This is a genomic window from Diaphorobacter sp. JS3050 (assembly GCF_013154915.1).
In the GTDB taxonomy this organism is placed as follows: domain Bacteria; phylum Pseudomonadota; class Gammaproteobacteria; order Burkholderiales; family Burkholderiaceae_C; genus Diaphorobacter; species Diaphorobacter nitroreducens.
The window spans coordinates 1,211,232-1,233,052 of sequence record NZ_CP053553.1 but is presented as its reverse complement, the minus strand read 5'-3'; the positions used below and the strand labels follow the sequence as shown (position 1 = coordinate 1,233,052).

Below are 21,821 nucleotides of genomic sequence, written 5' to 3'. Positions count from 1 at the left end.
ATGACCGCCATGATGAAAGCCGCTGTCTTCGTCGAAAAAGGCCGCATCGAACTGGCCGACAAGCCCATTCCCGACGTGGGACCCAACGACGCGCTGGTGCGCATCACCACCACCACCATCTGCGGCACCGACGTGCACATCCTCAAGGGTGAATACCCGGTGGCCAAGGGCCTGACCGTGGGCCATGAGCCCGTGGGTGTGATCGAGAAACTGGGCAGCGCCGTGCAGGGCTACCAGGAAGGCCAGCGCGTGATCGCCGGCGCCATCTGCCCCAACTTCAACAGCTACGCGGCGCAGGACGGCTATCCCAGCCAGGACGGCAGCTACCTGGTGCCGCGTGGCCTGTGCGGCTGCCACGGCTACAAGGCCACGGCCGGCTGGCGCTTTGGCAACCTGATCGACGGCACCCAGGCCGAGTACGTGCTGGTGCCCGATGCCCAGGCCAACCTGGCGCCCATTCCCGACGGGCTGACCGACGAGCAGGTGCTGATGTGCCCGGACATCATGTCCACCGGCTTCAAGGGCGCGGAGAACGCCAACATCAAGATCGGCGACACCGTGGTGGTGTTCGCACAAGGTCCCATCGGCCTGTGCGCCACCGCCGGCGCGCGCCTGCTGGGTGCCACCACCATCATCGCCGTGGACGGCAACGACGACCGCCTGGCGGTTGCGAAGAAGATGGGCGCCGACGTGACGCTGAACTTCCGCAACGTGGATGTGGTGGAGGAGGTGATGAAGCTCACCGGCGGCAAGGGTGCTGACGGCTCCATCGAGGCACTGGGCACGCAGGCCACGTTCGCCCAGGCCATGAAGGTGCTCAAGCCCGGCGGCACGCTGTCCAGCCTGGGGGTGTACTCGGAAGATCTGTCGATCCCGCTCGCGCAGTTCGCTGCGGGCCTGGGCGACCACACCATCCGCACCGCGCTGTGCCCCGGCGGCAAGGAGCGCATGCGCCGCCTGATGAACGTGATCGCCGCCAACCGCCTGGACCTGGGGCTGCTGGTGACGCACCAGCGCAAGCTGGACGACATCGTGGAGGCCTACGACCTGTTTGCGCACCAGCGCGACGGGGTGCTCAAGATCGCCATCAAGCCTCACTGAGGCGAGCCAACGCCCATCAGGGGAAATAGGCCGCTAGCGCTTATACATCAAGCGCTGGCAGCTACTAAATTAGGAGCACCCACCCAACAAAAGGCCCCGGCGGCCCTTCCTCGGGCTCAGAACCCGCGCATCTGCCCCACTCGCCCCAGGGAGCCCGCGAGGAGCGCAGGGTATTGATGGGCGCCGCCGCATCCTCATAGCCCAGCGCCACGCCAAAGGCCACGCGGTACGGCTCGGGCAGTCCCAGCTGCTGCTGCAGCGTGCCGGCATAGCGGCGCCAGAAGCCCTGGGCGCAGGTGGCCAGCCCATGCTGCACCGCCAGCAGCATCAGCGACTGCAGGTAGATCCCCAGATCAGCCCATTGCGGCTGACCCATGCGCTCGTCCACGCACACGAAGATGCCCACGGGCGCGCCAAACAGCTCGGCATTCTTGGCCAGCTGCTGCAGGCGCCCGGCCTTGTCCTCGCGCGGAATGCCGATGCTGCGGTACAGGTCTTCGCCGTTGGCGAAGCGGCGTGTGCGGTAGGGCTCCCACAGGCCCGGCGGGTAGGACTGGTTGTCCGGTCCTTCCTCGGGTTGCGCCTGGGCGACGACCGCCAGCAACTCCTGCAGCAGCGCGCCCGTGAGGGCCACCACGCGCCAGGGCTGCAGATTGCCGCCGGAGGCCGCCTGTGCGGCTTCTTGAAGAATCGTCTGCACAGTCGCTGCGGGGGGCGCGTCGGGCAGGAAGGCGCGCACCGAGCGGCGCGCACGCAGGGCCTGGGTAACTTCCATGGGGTTGTTTACTTGCCAATGATGTCGTTGAGCTTGGCCGCCTGGAATTGCTCGCAGCGCACGGCCTCGTCGGGTACGCAGCCGCCGCTTTGCGGGGTGGACCTGGAGAGCTTTTCAATGGCCTGCCACAGCAGTGCGATCTGGTGCTCCTGCGTGGCGGCGGAATCGATCAGGCCGCGCATGGCCTGGGTCAGCGGGTCGTCCTGCAGGGAGGTCACGCCGTAGGCGCTGAACTTGGCCTCCTCGGGCTTGTGCGGCTCGGTCACATCGGCGCTCTGGCCTTCCTTGGACGGAATGATGCGCGCGGGGATGCCCACGGCCGTGGCACCCGCCGGCACCGGCTTGATGACCACGGCGTTGCTGCCGATCTTGGCCCCATCGCCCACCTCGAAGCCGCCCAGCACCTTGGCGCCCGCGCTCACCACCACGTTCTTGCCCAGCGTGGGATGGCGCTTGGTGCCCTTGTAGAGCGAGGTTCCGCCCAGCGTCACGCCCTGGTAGATGGTGCAGCCGTCGCCGATCTCGGCGGTCTCGCCCACCACCACCCCCATGGCGTGGTCGAAGAAAACCCGCTCGCCGATCTTGGCGCCCGGGTGGATCTCGATGCCCGTGAACCAGCGCGCAAAGTGCGAGATGAAGCGCCCCAGCCACTTGAAACCGTTCGTCCAGCACCAGTGCGCCGGCCGGTGCAGCCAGATGGCGTGCAGGCCGGGATAGCAGGTAATGACCTCCCAGGTGCTGCGCGCAGCCGGGTCGCGTTCGAGGATGCACTGGACGTCGGATCGCAGGCGGGCAAGCATGAAGGGCAATGGTGTAACGAGAAGCTTGGCAGTCTAGCGGTTTGCCTGCGCGGCCTGCAGCATGGATTTGGCGACACCGCGCAGGATGTGGATTTCCTCCTGCGTGAGTTGCGCGCGGTTGAAAAGCTGGTTCAAGCGCGGCATGAGCTTCTTGGGCGCGGCCGGGTCCAGAAAGCCGATGCCCGTGAGCGCCTGCTCCCAGTGCGCCAGCATGCCGGCCACCTGCGCGGCGTCCGCGCGCTCGCCCTGAGGGGCGGATTCCTGCACCGCAAAGCCCTCCCCACGGGTGGCGAGGGCCTGCCGCCATTCATAGGCGATGACCTGTACCGCCGCGCCCAGGTTGAGCGAGCCGAACTGCGGATTGGTGGGAATGCTCAGCGCCACATGGCAGCGGTACACATCCTCGTTGGCCATGCCAAAACGCTCGGAGCCGAACAGGAAGGCCACGCCAGTTTCCGGCGACGGGTTTCTAGCCAAATCAGCCCCTGGCGCTTTGCCATCAAGCGCTGACAGCTCATTATTCAATAGCATCTCGAAATGCTGGCGCGGCGTGCGCGTGGGCGGGCCGAAGTCGCGCGGCGTCATCGCCGTGGCACACAGGTGGCTCACGCCCTCCAGCGCCTCGTCCAGCGTGGCGACGATGCGGGCATGGGCCAGCACGTCCAGCGCGCCGCTGGCCCGCTGGATGGTCTCCTCCTTGCGCAGCACGTTGGGCCAGCGCGGTGCGACCAGCACCAGGTCATCGAAACCCATGGTCTTCATGGCGCGGGCCGTGGCGCCCACGTTGCCGGCGTGGCTGGTCTGGATCAGGATGAAGCGGGTTCTCATGGCGCGAAGTGACTCGGGAGCAAGCCTGCCATTGTCGCCGCTGCTGCAAAGCGCCCGAAGGCCCGCGCGTGCAAGCCCGGAGGGTGATGGGTAAAATGCCCGTTTTGCGCCCGCATCGCCGGCTGCGCGCCCCGCGGCCACCAGCCGCCCCGCTCCTTCGTCACAATCCAATGTCGTCCAATCTGCACCCCATGCTCAACGTGGCCATCAAGGCCGCTCGCGCCGCCGGCGCCATCATCAACCGCGCGGCCCTTGACGTGGAGGCCGTGCGTATTTCGCAAAAGCAGATCAACGACTTCGTGACCGAGGTGGACCATGCCGCCGAGCAGGCCATCATCGAGACGCTGCTCACCGCCTACCCCGGCCACGGCATCCTGGCCGAAGAATCGGGTTCGGAGCACGGCTCCAAGCATTCCGAATACGTCTGGATCATCGACCCGCTGGACGGCACCACCAATTTCATCCACGGCTTTCCCGTGTACTGCGTGAGCATCGCCCTGGCCGTGCGCGGCAAGGTCGAGCAGGCCGTGGTGTACGACCCCTCGCGCAACGACCTTTTCACCGCCACGCGCGGGCGCGGCGCCTTCCTGAACGAGCGCCGCATCCGCGTGAGCAAGCGCACGCGCCTGGGCGAATGCCTGATCTCCACGGGCTTCCCCTTCCGCCCCGGCGACAACTTCAAGCAATACCTGAACATGATGGCCGAGGTGATGCCCCGCACCGCGGGCCTGCGCCGCCCCGGCGCTGCCGCGCTGGACCTGGCCTATGTGGCCGCCGGCTACACGGACGGCTTCTTCGAGAGTGGCCTGTCGATCTGGGACGTGGCCGCGGGCGGCCTGCTGGTGACCGAGGCCGGAGGTTTGGTGGGCAACTTCACGGGCGAGGCCGACTACATGGAGCAGCGCGAATGCCTGGCCGGCGCGCCACGCATCTATGGCCAGCTGGTGACTCTGCTGGGCAAATACAGCAAGTTCGCCAGCGCGGGCGACAAGGCCGCGGTGCGCCAGGCCGCCGAGGTCACGGAAGTCGCTGGCGTGGCCGACGACGAGGCGGCCGCGCAGTCGCCAGACGACGCCACGCCCACCGCACCGGACAGCGCCGCCGAGGACACCCAGACCCGCCCCACGGCCGCGCCGTAATCCTCACACTCATAAAACAATAGCTGCCCGCGCTTGCTGCAAGCGCCTTAGCAGCTATTTTTTATGAGAGCTGCGGCAGCACTTCAATGGGGATCGGGGTAGCGCTGTGCGATGCCGCGGAAGTCGTCGGCCAGTTCCACGAACGCATCCACCATGTCCGGGTCGAAGTGCGTGCCCCGCCCCTTGAGGATGATGGTGCAAGCCTGTTCGTGGGAGAACGCCGGCTTGTACACGCGCTTGCTGATGAGTGCGTCATACACGTCGGCCACGGCCATCAGGCGCGCAGACACGGGAATGGCGTCGCCCTTGAGGCCTTCGGGGTAGCCCGATCCGTCCCACTTCTCCTGGTGGCTGTACGCGATCTCCTTGGACACGCTGAGGAAGGCCACGCGCATGCCCAGGCGCTGCTCGGCATCCTCGATGGCCTTGCGCCCCAGCGTGGTGTGGGTCTTCATGATCTCGAACTCCTCCACCGTGAGCTTGCCCGGCTTGAGCAGGATGCTGTCGGGGATGCCGATCTTGCCGATGTCGTGCAGCGGCGCCGACTTGTACAGCAGGTCGATCATGCGGTCGTTCAAGGCCGCCTCGAAGCGCGGGTGGTGGCGCAGAAGCTCAGCCAGGGCCTTGACGTACAGCTGCGTGCGGCGGATGTGGTTGCCGGTTTCGTTGTCGCGCGTCTCGGCCAGAGAAGTCATCGCCATGATGGTCACGTCCTGGATCGCCTGCACCTCCAGCGTGCGCATCGCCACCTCGCGCTCCAGGTAGGCGCTCTTGTCGCGCAGGAAGTCGGCCGTGGCCTTGAGCGCCAAGTGCGTGGCCACGCGCGCCAGCAGGATGGAGGGGCTGATGGGCTTGGTGATGTAGTCCACCGCCCCCAGCGCCAGCCCTTCGCGCTCGTCGTCGGGATCGGAGCGTGCGGTGAGAAAGATCACCGGAATGTGACGCGTGGCCTCGTTGGCCTTGAGGCGCCGGCAGACCTCGTAGCCGTCGATGCCGGGCATCATGATGTCCAGCAGCAGCAGGTCGGGCGGAGCGTCGGACTGCGCGATTACCAGGGCCTTCTCACCGCTGGCCGCCACCTTGACGCGGTAATGCCCCTGCAGCAGTCCGGCCATGAGCGTCAGGTTGTCGGGCGTGTCGTCCACTACCAGCACGGTGGCGATGGGCTTGTCGACCAGGCGGTCCGGAGCGGCGTTCACGTAGCGTTGCTGATCCATGGGAAGTCCTGCCAAAGAGTTGGTGGGATGGGGCGTCATTCCGCCGGGGCCGCCGGGCATGCCTCCAGCCGCCGCAGCGCGTCGTCATAGGCAAAGCTGCGCACGCTGCGCTCCAGCGCATCGAAGTCCGCACCCAGCAAGTCGGCCAGCCCAGCCGCGTTGCGCTGGAGGTAGTCGCCTGCGGCCGGGTCGTCCGCGCGCAGCAGCGTGCGCAGCCCGCGCAGCAGCTGGGCGGGCGTCTGCGGCGGCACGGTGGCCTCGCGAGCGCCCGCGCCCGGGGCCTGCCGGGTCCAGGCACCCAACGCCTGCAGCAAAGGCGCCATATGCTCTGCCAGGGCCGCCAGCAGGGGCTGGAGCGTTTCTGCCGGCGCCTGAGAGCGCAGCGCCTGCTCCAGTGCCTGCGCATGCCGCGACACCGGCTGCGCACCGAGGTTGGCGGCCACCGAGCGCAGCGTGTGTGCGGTGCGCTCGGCCAGTGCCCAGTCCTCCGCCTGTATGGCCGCCTGCAGGTTCTGGACGACGTCACTCTGACTCAGCGCGAAGCGCTGCAACAGTTCGGCGTACAGCCCCGGCTTACCCGAAGCCCGCTTCAGGCCCAGCGCGGTATCCAAGCCCGGCACGCCCTGTGGCAGGGCAGGCGCGAATGCCGATGCTAGCGGCGCGTTCGCCGGGGGTGCGGGCGAGTGCGACGCCGCCTCGGGGCGCGGCGACAGCCAGCGCACCAGCGTGGCCCACAGCACGTCGGGGTCGATGGGCTTGGGCACGTGGTCGTTCATGCCCGCGGCAAAGCAGCGCTCCCGGTCGGCCTGCATGGCATTGGCAGTCATGGCGATGATCGGCAGGCCGGCGTGGCGTGGGTCGGCACGCAGTTGCCGCGTGGCCGTTTCGCCATCCATCACGGGCATCTGCATGTCCATGAGCACCACGTCGTACCGGCGCCGGTCGATGCACGCGATGGCCTCCTGGCCGTTGGACGCCACATCCACCTGCATGCCCGCATCGCGCAGCAGCTCCTGCGCCACGATCTGGTTGAGCTCGTTGTCTTCCACCAGCAGCACCACCGCACCGCGCAGCACGGCGGGTGCGGCGCCAGACGGAGACCGCGGCAGCGGATGCACGTCCCACGCCTGGGCCAGCGGCTGCATGAGCGTGTCGAACAGCACCGACGCGCTCACCGGCTTGACGAGCACGTTGTCGATCCCCTCGCTGCGCGCGGCGTCCATCACCTCGTCGCGCCCGTGCGCCGTGACCATCAGCATCTGCGGGATATGCGCAAGGCCCAGCCCGCGAATGCGGCGCGCCAACTCGATCCCGTCCATGCCCGGCATGTGCCAATCCAGCAGCAGCAGGCCGTAGGGACGCTGCTCGGCCACCGCGTCGCGCAGTGCCTGCAGCGCCTGCACGCCCGAGTGCACCTGCGTGGCCTGAAGGCCCATGGTCTGCAGCATGTCCACCAGCACCTGGGCGGCGGTGTGGTTGTCGTCCACCACCAGCACCCGGCTGCCACGCCAATCGCTGCGCAACAGCGCACGGGGCAGCGGCTCGCCCCGCGTCAGCGGCACGATGATCCAGAAGGCCGAGCCCTGCCCTGGTTCGCTGCGCACGCCCACTTCGCCGCCCATGAGTTCGGCCAGGCTCTTGCTGATCGCCAGGCCCAGGCCCGTGCCGCCGTAGCGGCGGGTGGTGGAGGTGTCGGCCTGCTCGAAGCTCTGGAACAGCCGCTGCATCTGCTGCGGCGCGATGCCGATGCCGGTGTCGCGCACTTCGAAGCGCAGCAGCACGCGCGCGCCCTCGTCGCGCTCCAGCCGCACCAGCAGATGGATCTCTCCTTGCTCGGTGAACTGAACGGCGTTATTGGCAAAGTTGATGAGGATCTGCCCCAGGCGCAGCGCGTCGCCCACCAAGTGCTGCGGCACGTCGGGTGCCACGTCCAGCACCAGCTCCAGCCCCTTGGCCGCCGCCTTGAAGCCCACCACGTCGGCCACGCCTTCCAGCATACGATCCAGCGCGAAGGGGCTGCGCTCCACCACGAGCTTGCCGGCCTCGATCTTGGAGAAGTCCAGGATGTCGTTGATCACGCCCAGCAGATGCTGGCCCGCCTGCTGCATGCGCACCACGTAGCCGCTTTGGCGCGCATCCAGCCCCGACTTGAGGGCCAGGTGCGACATGCCGATGATCGCGTTGAGCGGCGTGCGGATCTCATGGCTCATGTTGGCCAGGAAACGCGACTTGAGCGCCGCCGTCTCCTCGGCCAGTTCCTTGGCGCGGCGCAGTTCCACTTCGGCGCGCTGGCGGTCGGAGACGTCCACGAAGGTGCCGATGACTCCGCCCGCCGAGCCGTCCGGGCGGTTGAACCCATGCAGCCAGAACATCGTGTGATGCACCAGTCCATCGGCATACGGCATGACCACCTCGCGGTGCACGGACTGCGCGCCCCGCAGCGCGGCCTCGGTATCCGCGTGCAGGCGTTCGCGCTCCAGCATGGGCAGGAACTCCAGGTCCAGCACCGTCTTGCCGATGAAGTCTTCCGTATGGATGTCGAAGGCCTGGACATAGGCCCGGTTGAAACCCAGGTAGCGCCCCTTCGCGTCTTTGTAGAAGAGCGGTACCGGAATGGCATCGATCAGCGCCTGCTGGAAGGCGAGCTGCTCGGCCACGCGCGCCTCCAACATCTTCTGGTCATGCACATCCACCTGCACGCCGATGATGCGCGCGGCCTGTCCTGCTTCGTCGCGCACCACGCGCGCGGTACACAGGATCCAGCGCGTACTGCCATCGGCGCGCACGATGCGCCAGGAATCGCGCAGACGGCCGCCGCCCTCGCCGGCCTGTGCCTGCGCCAGCAGGCCTTGCACGCGCGCACGGTCTTCGGGATGGATCACATCCATCCACGCCTGGAACGGCCTCTCTGCGGCATGCCCGTCCTTTTGCGCCGGCAGCGACGCCGCGCCATACAGCTGCTCCAGCTGGGGCGACCACACCATGCGCTGCGTCAGCAAGTTGTAGTCGAACACGCCGATGTGCCCCGCCTCCTGCGCCAGCTCCAGCCGCGCGTTGGCTTCGCGCGTGGCAGCCTCTGCGCGCTGCGCCTCGGTCACGTCCTCGATCACCCACAGCGATGCGATCTGCACGCCTTCCATCTTCAGCCCGCGGCCCGCCATGCGCGCCGTGAACGACGTGCCGTCCGGACGCCGCAGCACGGCCTGCTCGCGCACCGAGCCACCGGCCAGAAGCATGGGAACGGTCCGTGCGGTGAAGGCGCCGTAGCCGGCCTCGCCTGCGAACAGCTCCTGTACCGGGGTTCCCGCCAGGGCATCGTCCGAGGAGCGCAGCAGTTCCGCCAGGGCGCGGTTGAACTGCCGTATCTGCCCGTCGCAGACGAGCACGATGGGCGGCGCGTTGTCAAAAAGCGCTGTCTGTTGTTCCAGCAGTTCGCTCAGGCGGCGCTCACGCCGCTCCAGCTCTTGCGCGCCCTCGATGCGTGCGGTCACGTCCTGCAGCAGCCCCACGATCGCGATGCGCCGGCCCTTGGCGTCGAACACCGGCGACAGCGTGGCTTCCTCGTGGTACAGGGTGCCGTCCCGGCGCCGGTTCACGAAGCGTCCGCGCCAGGAATGGCCGGCCAGCAACCGGCTCCACATGTCCCGGTAAGTACCGGCGGGCGTGTGTTCGCTGGCGGCTATCGACGGCTTGCGCCCGCGCACTTCACCCAGCATGTAGCCGGTGTTGCGTTCGTACTGGGGATTGACCCACGCGATCACCCCTTCCGCATCGGTGATGACGATGGAAATGGGGCTGTTCTCCAGTGCCGCGCCCAGCACGGAAAAGCGCTGCATGCTCTCCGCCAGGCGGCGCCGGTTGCGCAGCGCGTCCAGCGCCATGGCGCCCACGAGCGCGAAGAGCGCGAACGCGCCCCCTCCCACCATCCAGCGCAACCCCATGGGCATGATGGCACTCATGTCGTCCAGCAACACCAGCTGCCAGGGGCCCGCAGGGTCCTTCCAGTCCACGGCGCGGCGGCCCACGGCATAGCGCACGCCGTCGATCAGCGCTTCGCGGGAGTCGATGGAAAACGGCAGGGCCGACACCAGCCCGTTGTCGAAACGGCTGCCAAACTGGCGCGTGCTGCGCACCGCGTCGATGCGTTCCTGCGTCAGGGGCGCGGCCATGGCGTAGAGCCACTCCGGACGGGTGGAAGAGAACACCACGCCCTGCGGCGACATCAGCAGCACGGGATGCCCCGCCCGCGTGAGCAGGCGGTCGAAATGGGAGAACCCCACCTTGACGGTAACCACACCGATGACGGGACTGGACGGGGTATCGCTCTCATACAGCGGCGCTGCGTAATAGAGGCCGCGCTCCTGCGACGTGCCGCCCAGGGCGGCATATACGGACGCATTGCCCTGCAGGGCCTGCTGAAAATAGGGCCGATGTCCCAGCTGCGCACCGGTCGTGCGGTTGCCGGCGGTGTCATGCGCTACCACCGTGCCGTCGCGCGCGATCACGTAGGCGCCATCCACCATGAAGCGGCCGCGGATGACGCCCAGGCGCGCCAGCACCGGCGGCGCATCGTAGGGCAGAAAGCCCTGCGCGGCAGCCTTGAGCGACGGCTCGCTCAAGCCAAGCAAGGTAACCATCCCCAGCAGCGGGCCGTTGCTGCTCTCGCCCAGCAGCGTCTGCTCCATGCCTTCCAGCAGCTGATTGCGTTCGTGTTGGCGCTGTTCCGAGCGCACCAGCGCGATCGCTTCCACTGCCAGCCAGGCACCCAGCGCCGCCAGCACGAGCACCCATACGGCGCCCCGCAGCCACCGGCCCTGGGGGTCGCGCAGCGAATCGCGCAGAACAGCCAGCCGTTCCTTGCGCTCAGGCATGGCCGTCATGCCTGCCAAGGGGCCGAGCGACCAGCCACACGTCGGGGGAGCTTTTCAAGGAAACCTCCATCAGCCCCGTGCTTCGGGGGTCGGTGCAAGATGCGTCACAGACGCGTGGCGCGCCGTGATCCAGTGGGTGCGCGGAGTATGTCAAAACGTAACCATTTTCGCCATCCTGCATGACACTTATCCACCACCTGCCAACAGCAGCGTACCAGCATGTAACAGCGGGAGCGTGTGACCTTTCTGCCCAGTACGATGGCCCGGATCACGCCACCACCAAGGAGACCCCGATGCGACCGTACCTGCGCGCCCAACGTATGACCGCCTCTGTCGTCGCTGCCCTCGCGGTGGTGACGCTGGCGGCCTGCTCCAGCCCCCCCGCCGCATTCCACTACCAGGTGCCGCAACAGCCCGAGGGCTCTTCCGGCTACACGGAGAAGCCCGGCTGGGCTACCGAGCGCTTCGCGGTGGCAGCCGCCAATCCGCTGGCGACCGACGCCGGCTACCAGGTGCTGAAGGCAGGCGGCTCGGCGCTGGATGCGGCCATCGCGGTACAGATGGTGCTTACCCTCGTGGAACCGCAGTCCAGTGGCATCGGCGGCGGCGCGTTCCTGCTGCACGCGGCTGGCAGCAAGGTCGAGGCCTACGACGGGCGCGAGACCGCCCCCGCGGCCGCCACGGAGAACCTGTTCATTGGCGCCAATGGCAAGCCCATGGCCTTCCATGACGCTGTGGTGGGCGGGCGCTCGGTCGGCGTGCCGGGTACGGTGCGCATGCTGGAGCAGGCCCACAAGGAACACGGCAAGCTTGCCTGGGCCACACTGTTCGAGCCCGCCATCCAGTTGGCGGAACAGGGCTTCAAGGTCAGTGCGCGCCTGCACACCTTGCTGGCCAATGAGAAGTTCCTCGCGCAGGACCCCGTGGCGCGTGCCTATTTCTTCGATGCCGCCGGCCAACCCTGGCCCGTGGGGCACACGCTCAAGAATCCTGAGCTGGCGAGCGTGCTGCGTGCCATAGCCAGGAACGGCTCCAAGGCGCTGCTGGAAGGGGAAGTGGCCCAGGCCATCGTGGCCAAGGTCCAGGGCCACGCAGGCAATCCCGGCGGGCTCAGCCTGGCCGACTTGGCAGGCTACCAGCCCAAGAAACGGGAGGCCCTGTGCTCCGACTACCAGATCGGCGCTAAAGCCTATCGCGTCTGCGGCTTTCCGCCGCCCAGTTCCGGCGCCATTGCCGTGGCGCAGATCCTGGGCATCCTGAAGAACACCGATGCCACGACCATGCCGTTGCAGGAGGGCCCCCAAGGTTCCGCCGACCCGCTGGGCCCGCTGCCCACGGCCGACTGGCTCTATCTGTACAACGAAGCCGCGCGCCTGGCCTTCGCCGACCGCGCGCAATACGTGGCCGACCCCGATTTCGTGCGCCCCCCTGCCGGCAGCTGGATGAGCCTGCTGGAGCCGGCCTACCTCGCCAGCCGCGCACGCCTCATCCAGCCGCAGAGCATGAAGGTGGCCCAGCCCGGAACCCCCGGCGGGGCGCAGACCAGCATGGCGCCCATGCCCGACCAGCCGGAATACGGCACCAGCCACATCAGCGTCGTCGATGCCCGGGGCAATGCCGTCGCCATGACCACCACCATCGAAGACCAGTTCGGCTCCCGCCAGATGGTCAGCACCAGCAGCGCGCGCAGCGGGGGCTTCCTGCTCAACAACGAACTGACCGACTTCAGCTTTGCGCCGCGCGACGCCCAGGGCCGCCCCATCGCCAACCGCGTCGAGCCGGGCAAGCGCCCCCGCTCGTCCATGGCGCCCACACTGGTGTTTGACAAGGCGTCCGGGCGCCTGCTGATGAGCGGAGGCAGCCCGGGCGGCGCGCTCATCATCCACTACACCGCCAAGACGATCTACGGGATCTTCAACTGGGGCCTGACGCCGCAGCAGGCGATCAATCTGCCCAACTTCGGCAACCTCAACGGCCCCACCCTGCTGGAGGAAAAGCGCTTCACCTCCACCACGATCGACAACCTGCGCGCACGCGGCGCGGAAGTGCGCGAGATGAACATGACCAGCGGCCTGCAGGCCATTACGCGCAGCGAAGTGCATGGCAAACCCATGTGGCTGGGCGGAGCGGACCCGCGGCGCGAAGGCGTGGTCATGGGCGACTGAAAGCCCCGATCCCCCCTGGCGACGCACGGGCGATGCGTCGCCCTTCGTGCGGCAGCGCGTGGACCGCCTGCGCTATTGCGTGCGCCGTTTTCTCCCATTTTCATAGCAGCGCAACGCCCCTGCCCCTGCGGGGGCAGGCTAAACCCTTTACCTGGCGAGGCTGCGTGACTTCGTAGAATGTCACCTTTGTAAGGACGTGTGCGCGGCGCCGCCGACCGTGCCCTGCCTACCGACGGCAGCGTCAGCGTTCTGCAAATCGATCTGGCCCATGCCCCACCCCGCGTGCGGACAGACACGCGCACCCAGCCATCTTCTTGGAGACACCATGCAGGCTTTACTTTCACTGTCGCGGGCCATCGACAGGCTCAACGCGTTCGTGGGCAAGTATTCAATCTGGCTCATCTTCGCATCCACTTTCATCAGTGCCGCCAACGCCATCGTGCGCAAGGCGTTGGACACGAGTTCCAACGCCTTTCTGGAAGTGCAGTGGTACCTGTTCGCATGGTCTTTCCTGATCGCCGCCGGCTGGACGCTGCTCAACCGCGAGCACGTGCGCATCGACGTGGTCAACAGCCGCTTGCCCAAGAAGGTGCAGGTGTGGATCGACATCGTGGGCTTTGCGCTCTTTCTCACCCCGCTGTGCATCACCATCCTGTACCTGAGCGTGCCGGTCGTGATCCAGATGTACCAGTCGGGTGAAGTGTCCGGCAATCCTGGCGGCCTGATCCGCTGGCCCGTATGGGTGGCGATTCCCGTCGGTATCACGCTGCTGATGCTGCAGGGCTGGTCCGAACTCATCAAGCGCATCGCTTTCCTGCGTGGCCAGGGGCCCGATCCCATGGGCAAGCTCAGCGACAAGAGCGCTGAAGAAGAACTGGCCGAGGCGCTGCGCGCCGAAGCTGAGAGAAAGCAGGAGCAGGCCCTGTCCGCCGCTCCCGCCGCGCAACGCTGATCTGCCCCAGGAAAGCATTTCATGGAATTCATCACAAGCAATTACGCCCCCGTCATGTTCGGGAGCCTGATCATCTTCCTGCTGCTGGGCTTCCCCGTGGCGTTCAGCCTGGGCGCCTGCGGCCTGCTGTTCGGCTTCCTGGGGATCGAGCTGGGGGTCTTTCCTTCGTCCGTGATGGCCTGGCTGCCGCAGCGCCTGATCGGCATCATGGCCAACGACACGCTGCTGGCGGTGCCCTTCTTCACGCTCATGGGCCTGATCATGGAGCGCAGCGGCATGGCGGAGGACCTGCTCGACACGGTGGGCCAGGTGTTCGGCCCTTTGCGCGGCGGCCTGGCGCTGGCGGTGGTTTTCGTGGGCGCGCTGCTGGCGGCCACCACCGGTGTGGTGGCGGCCTCGGTGATCTCCATGGGCCTGATCTCGCTGCCCATCATGCTGCGCTACGGCTACGACCGGCGGCTCGCCAGCGGTGTGATTGCCGCATCCGGCACCCTGGCCCAGATCATTCCCCCATCACTGGTGCTGATCCTGATGGCCGACCAGCTCGGCCGCAGCGTGGGCGAGATGTACAAGGGCGCATTCGTGCCCGCCTTCATCCTCGTCGGCCTCTACGTGCTGTGGGTGGTCATCCTGGCCATCTTCAAGCCCCAGTCCGTACCCGCCCTGCCACCCGAGGCGCGCATCTACCGTGAAGACAATGGCAGCTCCGGCTATGCCTCGCTGGCCGTCGTGATGGGCATCTCCACGGCAGCATCGATCTTCCTGGCCGCTCACATGGCCGACGTGCATACGTGGTGGACAGGCACCGAAGTGCTGGACGTGCCGACCGATGAGAAGGTCGTCACCGCCATGTGCGGCGGCACCTTCATCGCGTTCGTCATCGCGAGCATCAATCGCGTGCTCAAGCTGGGCATGCTCTCCCGCCTGGCCGAGCGCGTGACCTTCGTGCTGATTCCGCCACTGCTGCTGATCTTCCTGGTGCTGGGCACCATCTTCCTGGGCATTGCCACACCGACCGAAGGCGGCGCCATGGGTGCCATGGCGGCGCTGGTCATGGGCTTCGCGCGCCGGCGCCTGGACATGCCCCTGCTCAAGCAGGCGCTGGGCGCCACTACGCGCCTGGCCAGCTTCGTGATGTTCATCATGATCGGCGCCACCACGTTCAGCCTGGTGTTCCAGGCGGCCGACGGCCCGAAGTGGGTGGAGCACCTGCTGGCCAGCCTGCCCGGCGGACAGGTGGGCTTCCTGATCGTGGTGAACCTCATGATCTTCTTTCTGGCTTTCTTCCTGGACTACTTCGAGCTGTCCTTCATCGTGGTGCCGCTGCTGGGACCCGTCGCCGACAAGATGGGCATCGATCTGATCTGGTTCGGCGTGCTGCTGGCGATGAACATGCAGACCTCGTTCATGCACCCGCCTTTCGGCTTCGCGCTGTTCTTCCTGCGCTCGGTGGCCCCGGACAAGCCCTACATCGACCGGGTGACGCACAAGGCCATCCAGCCCGTGACCACCATGCAGATCTACAAGGGCGCCATTCCCTTCGTCCTGATCCAGTTGATCATGGTGAGCCTGCTCATCGCCTTCCCGTCCATCGTGACGGGCAGCCTGGACAAAAAGGTGGAAGTGAACATGGAAGCGGTGGGCGCGCAAATGATGGATGCGCTCCAGGATGCGGAGAGCTACGGTGCGCCAGGCAACGACCCGTTCGCATCGCAGCCCGCTCCAGACGCCGAGCAGGCACCGGCACCGGAGGGCGAGTTGGCACCCCCTGCCGACGGCGGCTACGGTTCGGACGACCCAGCCAAGGCGCTGCAGGACGCCATGGGCTCGGGCAGCAAGTAAGCCGTCTCACCCCCACTAAAAAGCCCCGGTACGCCGGGGCTTTTTTAGTTTGCGCGGGCAACAAAAAAGCCGCAGGGAACTGCGGCCTCGTTGGATTGGTCGCAAGCCGCCGCCGCAAGGGCAGCAGCCCGCCACGCGATCAGATCTTCACACTGTTCATGTACTGGTTGAACGGGAACTCCGAGAAGCGGTTCCACAGGATCTGGTCACGCTGGAAGGCGCGCATGTCCTGGTGGATCTTCTTGAACTCGGGCGACTTGGCCTCGTGCTCGGCAAACACTTCCATCGACGCCTTGAAGCCGGCGTCCATGATCGCCTTGGGGAACGCCTTGAGTTGCGTCTTGTTGGCCACCAGGTTCTTGATGGCGCGCGGATTGAACACCTGGTACTTGGCGGTCATGTCGGCAGCGGCCACGCGGGTGGCCGCGTCCAGGATCGCCTTGTGCTCGGGCGACAGGGCGTTGTACTTCTTGATGTTGATGAAGAACTCCAGGTCAGCGGAGCCTTCCCACCAGCCGGGATAGTAGTAGTACGGCGCCACCTTGTTGAAGCCCAGCTTTTCATCGTCGTACGGGCCAACGAACTCCACGGCGTCCAGCGTGCCCTTCTCGAGCGCCTGGTACACGTCACCGGCGGGCATGTTCTGCGCCACCACGCCCAGCTTGGCCATGGCCTCGCCGAACACGCCGCCGCCCAGGCGCATCTTCAGGCCCTTGAGGTCAGCGACGGTCTTGATTTCCTTGCGGTACCAGCCGCCCATCTGGGTGGTGGTGTTGCCGGCGCTGGCGGTCTTGAAGTTGTACTTCTCGAAGAAGGCATCCAGGTACTTGCGGCCGTTGCCGTGGTCCTTCCAGGCTGCCATCTGCAGCGGGGTCAGGCCGAAGGGCACGGCGCAGCTGAAGGCGAACACGGGGTCCTTGCCGGTGAAATAGTAGGCGGCCGTCTGGGCCATATCGATGGTGTCGCCCTGCAGCGCATCCACCACGCCAAACGCGGGCATCAGCTCGCCGGCGGGGTGCACGGAGATCTCGAACTTGCCGCCCGACATCGCCTTGACGGCCTGGGACAATTTTTCTGCGCTGCCAAAGATCGTGTCCAGCGACTTGGGGAAGCTGGAGGCAAGGCGCCAGCGAACGGCGGCCTGGGCATGCACTGCGGGTGCAACCCCGGCTGCGAGTACGCCAGCCAAACCGGCCTGCTTGATGATTGAGCGACGATCCATGGACAAATTCTCCGAAATGATGAAGCAAACAAACAGTAACGCGGTTGAGTGTACGCGCCGCTGAATCCCGCCGATGAGCGGAGGTAAATTCTAAAAACGTGGGTTGCCGGCCCCGTTGCGGGTTTCCCCTGAAAAATCCGCGAATGGCGCGTATTACTCGGCCGGGCAAGGAGCAGCGCAGGCCTCCGCGATGGGCTGCACAGGCGCCGCGACGCATCCCAGCGGCACGCTGCCGCGGGATGACTGCATTGTTGTGAAGGGAAGGAAAGCGCGTCAGGCCGCTGCCAGCGCCTGCGCGCCCGGCAATGCGCCGAAGCGCTCGGTGATGGAGCGCTGCATGCCAGCGGCGTCCAGCCCCTGCAGGGCCAGCAGCTTGGCCGGGTCGCCATGCTCGATGAACGCGTCGGGCAGGCCCAGTTGCAGCAAGGGGCGCTGCACACCTGCGGCGGCCAGCGCCTCGGCCACGGCACTGCCGGCGCCGCCCATGATGCAGCCCTCCTCGACGGTGACCAGCGCATCGTGCTCCGCTGCCACCTGAAGCAGCAGCTGCGTATCCAGTGGCTTGGCCCAGCGCATGTTCACCACCGTGGCGTCCAGCGCCTCGGCCGCCTGCAGCGCCGGGTACAGCAGCGTGCCGAAAGCCAGGATGGCAATGCGCCGGCCCTTGCGGCGCACCTCGCCCTTGCCGAAGGGCAGCCCCTCCAGATCGGGCAGCGGCGCCACGCCCACGCCCGCGCCGCGCGGGTAGCGCACGGCCACAGGGTGGTCTTGCTCGTAGGCGGTGGTGAGCAGTTGGCGGCATTCGCGCTCGTCGGCCGGGCAGGCCATGCTCATGTTGGGAATGCAGCGCACGAAGGCGATGTCATACGCGCCGGCGTGCGTGGCGCCGTCCGCACCCACCAGGCCCGCACGGTCCAGGGCAAACACCACGGGCAGGTTCTGCAGCGCCACGTCGTGAATAAGCTGGTCATAGGCGCGCTGCAAAAAGGTGGAGTAGATCGCCACCACGGGCTTGATGCCCTCGCAGGCCATGCCGGCGGCAAAAGTGACGGCATGCTGCTCGGCAATGCCCACGTCGTAATAACGATCAGGAAAGCGCTGATGAAACTCGACCATGCCCGAGCCCTCGCGCATGGCGGGGGTGATGCCCACCAGGCGCTTGTCCTTGTCCGCCATGTCGCACAGCCACTGGCCGAACACCTGCGTAAAGGTCTGCTTGGGCGGCGTGGCCGGCTTCACCAGGCCCACGCGCGGGTCAAACTTGCCCGGGCCGTGGTAGGCCACCGGGTCGGCCTCGGCCAGCTTGTAGCCTTGGCCCTTTTTGGTGACCACATGCAGAAACTGCGGGCCCTTCAGCCCTTTGATGTTCTCCAGCGTGGGGATGAGCGAATCCAGGTCGTGCCCGTCAATCGGCCCGATGTAGTTGAAGCCAAACTTCTCGAACAGCGTAGCCGGCACCACCATGCCTTTGGCCTGCTGCTCCAGGCGCTTGGCCAATTCGAGCAGCGGCGGCGCGTTCTTCAGCACGCTCTTGCCCACATCGCGCGCCTTGGCATAGAACTGCCCGCTCATCAGCTGCGCCAGGTAGCGGTTCAGCGCGCCCACGGGCGGGCTGATGCTCATGTCGTTGTCGTTCAGGATGACCAGCAGATCCGCGTCGGCCACGCCCGCGTTGTTCAGCGCCTCGAAGGCCATGCCGGCGGTCATGGCGCCGTCGCCAATGATGGCGATGGCCCGGCGGTCTTCGCCTTTTTGCTTGGCCGCCAGCGCCATGCCCAAAGCGGCCGAGATGCTGGTGGACGAGTGCGCCGTGCCAAAGGTGTCGTATTCGCTCTCGGCGCGCTGCGGAAAGCCCGACAGGCCGCCCAGCTGGCGAAGGGTGGGCATGCGCTCGCGCCGGCCGGTCAATATCTTGTGCGGATAGGTCTGGTGGCCCACGTCCCACACCAGCCGGTCGCGCGGCGTGTCGAACACGGCATGCAGCGCCACGGTCAACTCCACCGTGCCCAGGTTGGACGACAGGTGCCCGCCGGTCTTGGACACGCTCTCCAGCACAAAGGCGCGCAGCTCATGGGCCAGGGTCTTGAGCTCGGCACGGGGCAGCCGGCGCAGGTCGGCGGGGTCGTTCACGCGCTCAAGCAGTGGATAGTTTGTCATGGACATTTGCTATATCTTTAGTAGCTACCAGCGCTTTCCAAACATGCGCTGAAGGCCAATTTGACTCATAAAACGGCACCCACCCCGCCCTGCGCAGCCTGGGGACCACCATCAATGCGAGCGGCGCACCACCATGTCGGCCAACGCCGCCAACGCCCGCGTGTCGGTCAGGCCGCTGGCGGCCAACGCCGCCAGTGCCTGCGCGCGCAGGGCTTCGGCATGCGCGCGCGCGGCCTCCAGCCCCATCAGCGAGACATAGGTCGGCTTGTCGCTCGCGGCGTCCTTGCCGGCGGTCTTGCCCAGTGTGGCGGAGTCCTGGGTCACGTCCAGCACGTCGTCCACCACCTGGAAGGCCAGCCCCATGGCTGCGCCGTAGTCGCTCAGCGCGCGCAGCGTGCCCTCCGGGGTCTGGCCGCAGACCGCGCCCATCACCACGCTGGCCTGCAGCAGCGCGCCCGTCTTCAGGCGATGCATCTGACGCAACTGGTCTTCAGACAACTGCAGGCCCACGCTGGCCAGGTCGATGGCCTGCCCGCCGGCCATGCCGTCGGCACCTGCGGCGCGGGCCAGCTCACGGCACAGCCGCGCCTGCATGGCCGGCGGTACCCCATCCTCGGGCGTGAGCAGCTCAAATGCCAGCGCCTGCAGTGCGTCGCCCGCCAGCAGTGCACGCGCTTCGCCAAAGCGCACATGCACCGTGGGCTTGCCGCGGCGCATCACATCGTTGTCCATGCAGGGCATGTCGTCATGCACCAGCGAATAGGCGTGGATCAGCTCCACCGCGCAGGCGGCGCGCAGGGCGGCCTGCGCGTTTCCACCGACGGCCTCGCAAGCGGCCAGCACCAGCAGCGGGCGCAGGCGCTTGCCGCCATCCAGCACGGCATAGCGCATGGCCTCGCCCAGGCCTGCGGGCGCATCGGGGCACACCCAATGGGACAGGGCGTCCTCGACCCGCGCAAGCTGCGCGCGCATCCAGCCATCGAAGTCGAACACGGGCACGGCGGACATGGCGGGCGTCACTCCTGCGTCCATGGCTGCAGCGTGCCTTCGTCCAGCACCTTGATCTGGTCCTGTACCGCGTCCAGGCGCGCGCGGCAGAAGTTCAGCAACACCGCGCCCCGCTGGTAGCCCGCCAGCATCTGGTCCAGCGGCAGCTGGCCCGACTCGATGCGGCCCACGAGCTGCTCAAGCTCTTCCAGTGCGGCTTCGTAGCTGACGGGATCGGGCTGGGTGGATGAAGGGGCGGCGGGGGCCTTGGCCATGGAGACGCAGCGCCAAGGGCGCAAGTGGAAACGGCCAATTTTAGGCGCAGGGCCCCGCGCCTACCCGGCGAAGGCCGCGGGGATGCCCCCGCGGCCGGCGGGAGATCGCCGCCCCGGACGCCGCACGCGGCTTGCTAGGCGCGCGCAATACACGTACACCCGCCGCGGAAATAACCCCACCACCTATAATCCCATTCCTTCACCACGAACCGGCTATGGAGTACTTCCCTGGGCCGGTTTCGTTTTTTCTATAGCCCCGTGCGCACGCGCACCCTCCCTGTGGGGAGTCTTTAGGTCAGGTCACCCATGTCTGATTTAAGTCTTCAACTGCAGCAGGCCGCAAGCCAACTACCAGTTTCCAGCTATTTCGACGAAGCGCTGCTGCAGCGCGAACTGGAGACGATCTTCCAGCGAGGGCCCCGCTACGTGGGGCACCAACTCGCCGTCCCCGAGGTGGGCGACTACTTCGCGCTGCCCCAGGAAAAGGAGGGCCGCGCCCTCGTGCGCAATGCCCAGGGGCGGGTGGAGCTGATCTCCAACGTCTGCCGGCACCGCCAGGCAGTGATGCTCAAGGGCCGCGGCAACCTGCAGGCCCAAGGCAAGGGCCATGCGGGCGGCAACATCGTCTGCCCGATTCACCGCTGGACGTATTCCAGCAGCGGCGAGCTGCTGGGCGCGCCGCACTTCGCGCACGACCCCTGCCTGAACCTCAACAACTACAAGCTGCGCGAGTGGAACGGCCTGCTGTTTGAGGACAACGGCCGCGACATCGCCACCGATCTGGCCGGCATGGGCCTGCAGCGCGAACTGTCGTTTGACGGCTTTGTGCTCGACCATGTCGAGCTGCACGAGTGCAACTACAACTGGAAGACCTTCATCGAGGTCTATCTGGAGGACTACCACGTCGGCCCCTTCCACCCCGGGCTGGGCAACTTTGTCACCTGCGACGACCTGAAGTGGGAGCTCGCCAGAGAATATTCGGTGCAGACCGTGGGCGTGGCTTCCACCTTCGGCAAGCCAGGCTCTGACACCTACAAGAAGTGGCACGAGGTACTGCTGCGCTACCAGGGCGGCAAAATGCCCGAGCGCGGCGCGATCTGGCTGACCTACTACCCGCACATCATGGTCGAGTGGTACCCGCATGTGCTCACCGTGTCCACGCTGCACCCGGTCAGCCCGACCAAGACGCTGAACATGGTGGAGTTCTACTACCCCGAAGAAATCTGGGCCTTCGAGCGCGAATTTGTCGAGGCGCAGCGCGCCGCCTACATGGAAACCTGCATCGAAGACGACGAAATCGCCGAACGCATGGACGCCGGGCGCATGGCCCTGCTGGCGCGCGGCGACAACGAAGTCGGCCCCTACCAAAGCCCCATGGAAGACGGCATGCAGCACTTTCACGAGTGGTACCGCGCGCGCATGGGTGCAGCCGTGCCGCAGCGCTGATAATTTCACTCCTTTTTTGATAGCTGCCAGCGCTTGCCACATAA

15 protein-coding genes are annotated in these 21,821 nt (G+C 66.8%); 6 read left to right on the top strand and 9 right to left on the bottom strand.

The genetic code is table 11. The annotated features are described in order from the left end of the window. On the top strand, nucleotides 1-1,101 hold the full coding sequence (locus tag HND92_RS06095; RefSeq protein WP_011804485.1) for an NAD(P)-dependent alcohol dehydrogenase: 1,101 nt from the start codon (nucleotides 1-3) through the stop codon (nucleotides 1,099-1,101). 64 nt (nucleotides 1,102-1,165) lie between these two features. On the opposite strand, the gene HND92_RS06090 is transcribed toward HND92_RS06095, so the two are convergent. From HND92_RS06090 to HND92_RS06080, 3 genes are read right to left on the bottom strand one after another with little or no spacing between them, the layout of a single operon-like run. Continuing rightward, the gene (locus tag HND92_RS06090) at nucleotides 1,166-1,876 is read right to left on the bottom strand and encodes a nitroreductase (protein ID WP_172206497.1); all 711 of its coding nucleotides are present in this window, start codon (nucleotides 1,874-1,876) and stop codon (nucleotides 1,166-1,168) included. An 8-nt stretch (nucleotides 1,877-1,884) separates the two neighbouring features. After that, nucleotides 1,885-2,676, bottom strand: coding sequence for a serine O-acetyltransferase (gene cysE, locus HND92_RS06085; protein WP_047349618.1), 792 nt, complete (start codon nucleotides 2,674-2,676; stop codon nucleotides 1,885-1,887). 33 nt (nucleotides 2,677-2,709) lie between these two features. Beyond that, on the bottom strand, nucleotides 2,710-3,504 hold the full coding sequence (locus HND92_RS06080) for an RNA methyltransferase (protein WP_011804482.1): 795 nt from the start codon (nucleotides 3,502-3,504) through the stop codon (nucleotides 2,710-2,712). Between the two features lie 170 nt (nucleotides 3,505-3,674). On the opposite strand from HND92_RS06080, the gene HND92_RS06075 reads away from it, so the two are divergent. Then, entirely contained in the window at nucleotides 3,675-4,643 is a 969-nt protein-coding gene (locus HND92_RS06075) for an inositol monophosphatase family protein (protein ID WP_015912691.1), read from the top strand. Between the two features lie 83 nt (nucleotides 4,644-4,726). Here the strand turns inward: HND92_RS06075 and HND92_RS06070 are convergent, their stop codons facing one another. Together HND92_RS06070 and HND92_RS06065 are read right to left on the bottom strand one after the other, a co-directional pair. Then, the gene (locus HND92_RS06070) at nucleotides 4,727-5,860 is read right to left on the bottom strand and encodes a two-component system response regulator (RefSeq protein ID WP_172206495.1); all 1,134 of its coding nucleotides are present in this window, start codon (nucleotides 5,858-5,860) and stop codon (nucleotides 4,727-4,729) included. A gap of 35 nt (nucleotides 5,861-5,895) precedes the next feature. Then, nucleotides 5,896-10,731 carry a response regulator gene (locus HND92_RS06065; RefSeq protein WP_172209179.1) on the bottom strand — a complete coding sequence of 1,612 codons (4,836 nt, stop codon included), beginning with the start codon at nucleotides 10,729-10,731 and terminating at the stop codon, nucleotides 5,896-5,898. A 293-nt stretch (nucleotides 10,732-11,024) separates the two neighbouring features. Between HND92_RS06065 and HND92_RS06060 the strand changes: the two genes are divergently transcribed. The 3 genes from HND92_RS06060 to HND92_RS06050 all read left to right on the top strand — a co-directional run bounded on the left by HND92_RS06060 (nucleotide 11,025) and on the right by HND92_RS06050 (nucleotide 15,690). Beyond that, entirely contained in the window at nucleotides 11,025-12,896 is a 1,872-nt protein-coding gene (locus HND92_RS06060) for a gamma-glutamyltransferase family protein (RefSeq protein WP_172206493.1), read from the top strand. 325 nt (nucleotides 12,897-13,221) lie between these two features. Continuing rightward, nucleotides 13,222-13,848 (top strand): TRAP transporter small permease subunit, encoded by a 627-nt coding sequence (locus HND92_RS06055; protein WP_172206491.1) that lies wholly within the window; start codon nucleotides 13,222-13,224, stop codon nucleotides 13,846-13,848. Between the two features lie 21 nt (nucleotides 13,849-13,869). After that, nucleotides 13,870-15,690, top strand: a complete 1,821-nt coding sequence (locus HND92_RS06050; RefSeq protein WP_172206489.1) for a TRAP transporter large permease subunit — start codon at nucleotides 13,870-13,872, stop codon at nucleotides 15,688-15,690. A 139-nt stretch (nucleotides 15,691-15,829) separates the two neighbouring features. Here the strand turns inward: HND92_RS06050 and HND92_RS06045 are convergent, their stop codons facing one another. The 4 genes from HND92_RS06045 to xseB form a co-directional block, all read right to left on the bottom strand. Next, nucleotides 15,830-16,912 (bottom strand): TRAP transporter substrate-binding protein, encoded by a 1,083-nt coding sequence (locus tag HND92_RS06045; RefSeq protein ID WP_172206487.1) that lies wholly within the window; start codon nucleotides 16,910-16,912, stop codon nucleotides 15,830-15,832. A gap of 273 nt (nucleotides 16,913-17,185) precedes the next feature. Then, nucleotides 17,186-19,075, bottom strand: a complete 1,890-nt coding sequence (dxs, locus tag HND92_RS06040) for a 1-deoxy-D-xylulose-5-phosphate synthase (protein WP_172206485.1) — start codon at nucleotides 19,073-19,075, stop codon at nucleotides 17,186-17,188. Between the two features lie 105 nt (nucleotides 19,076-19,180). Next, nucleotides 19,181-20,101, bottom strand: a complete 921-nt coding sequence (locus tag HND92_RS06035) for a polyprenyl synthetase family protein (RefSeq protein WP_172206483.1) — start codon at nucleotides 20,099-20,101, stop codon at nucleotides 19,181-19,183. Beyond that, nucleotides 20,086-20,331 carry an exodeoxyribonuclease VII small subunit gene (gene xseB / locus HND92_RS06030; RefSeq protein ID WP_015912683.1) on the bottom strand — a complete coding sequence of 82 codons (246 nt, stop codon included), beginning with the start codon at nucleotides 20,329-20,331 and terminating at the stop codon, nucleotides 20,086-20,088. The genes HND92_RS06035 and xseB overlap by 16 nt, the downstream gene beginning before the upstream one ends. Nucleotides 20,332-20,637: 306 nt before the next feature. Between xseB and HND92_RS06025 the strand changes: the two genes are divergently transcribed. Next, nucleotides 20,638-21,777 carry an aromatic ring-hydroxylating dioxygenase subunit alpha gene (locus HND92_RS06025; protein ID WP_172206481.1) on the top strand — a complete coding sequence of 380 codons (1,140 nt, stop codon included), beginning with the start codon at nucleotides 20,638-20,640 and terminating at the stop codon, nucleotides 21,775-21,777. Nucleotides 21,778-21,821: the final 44 nt, after the last annotated feature.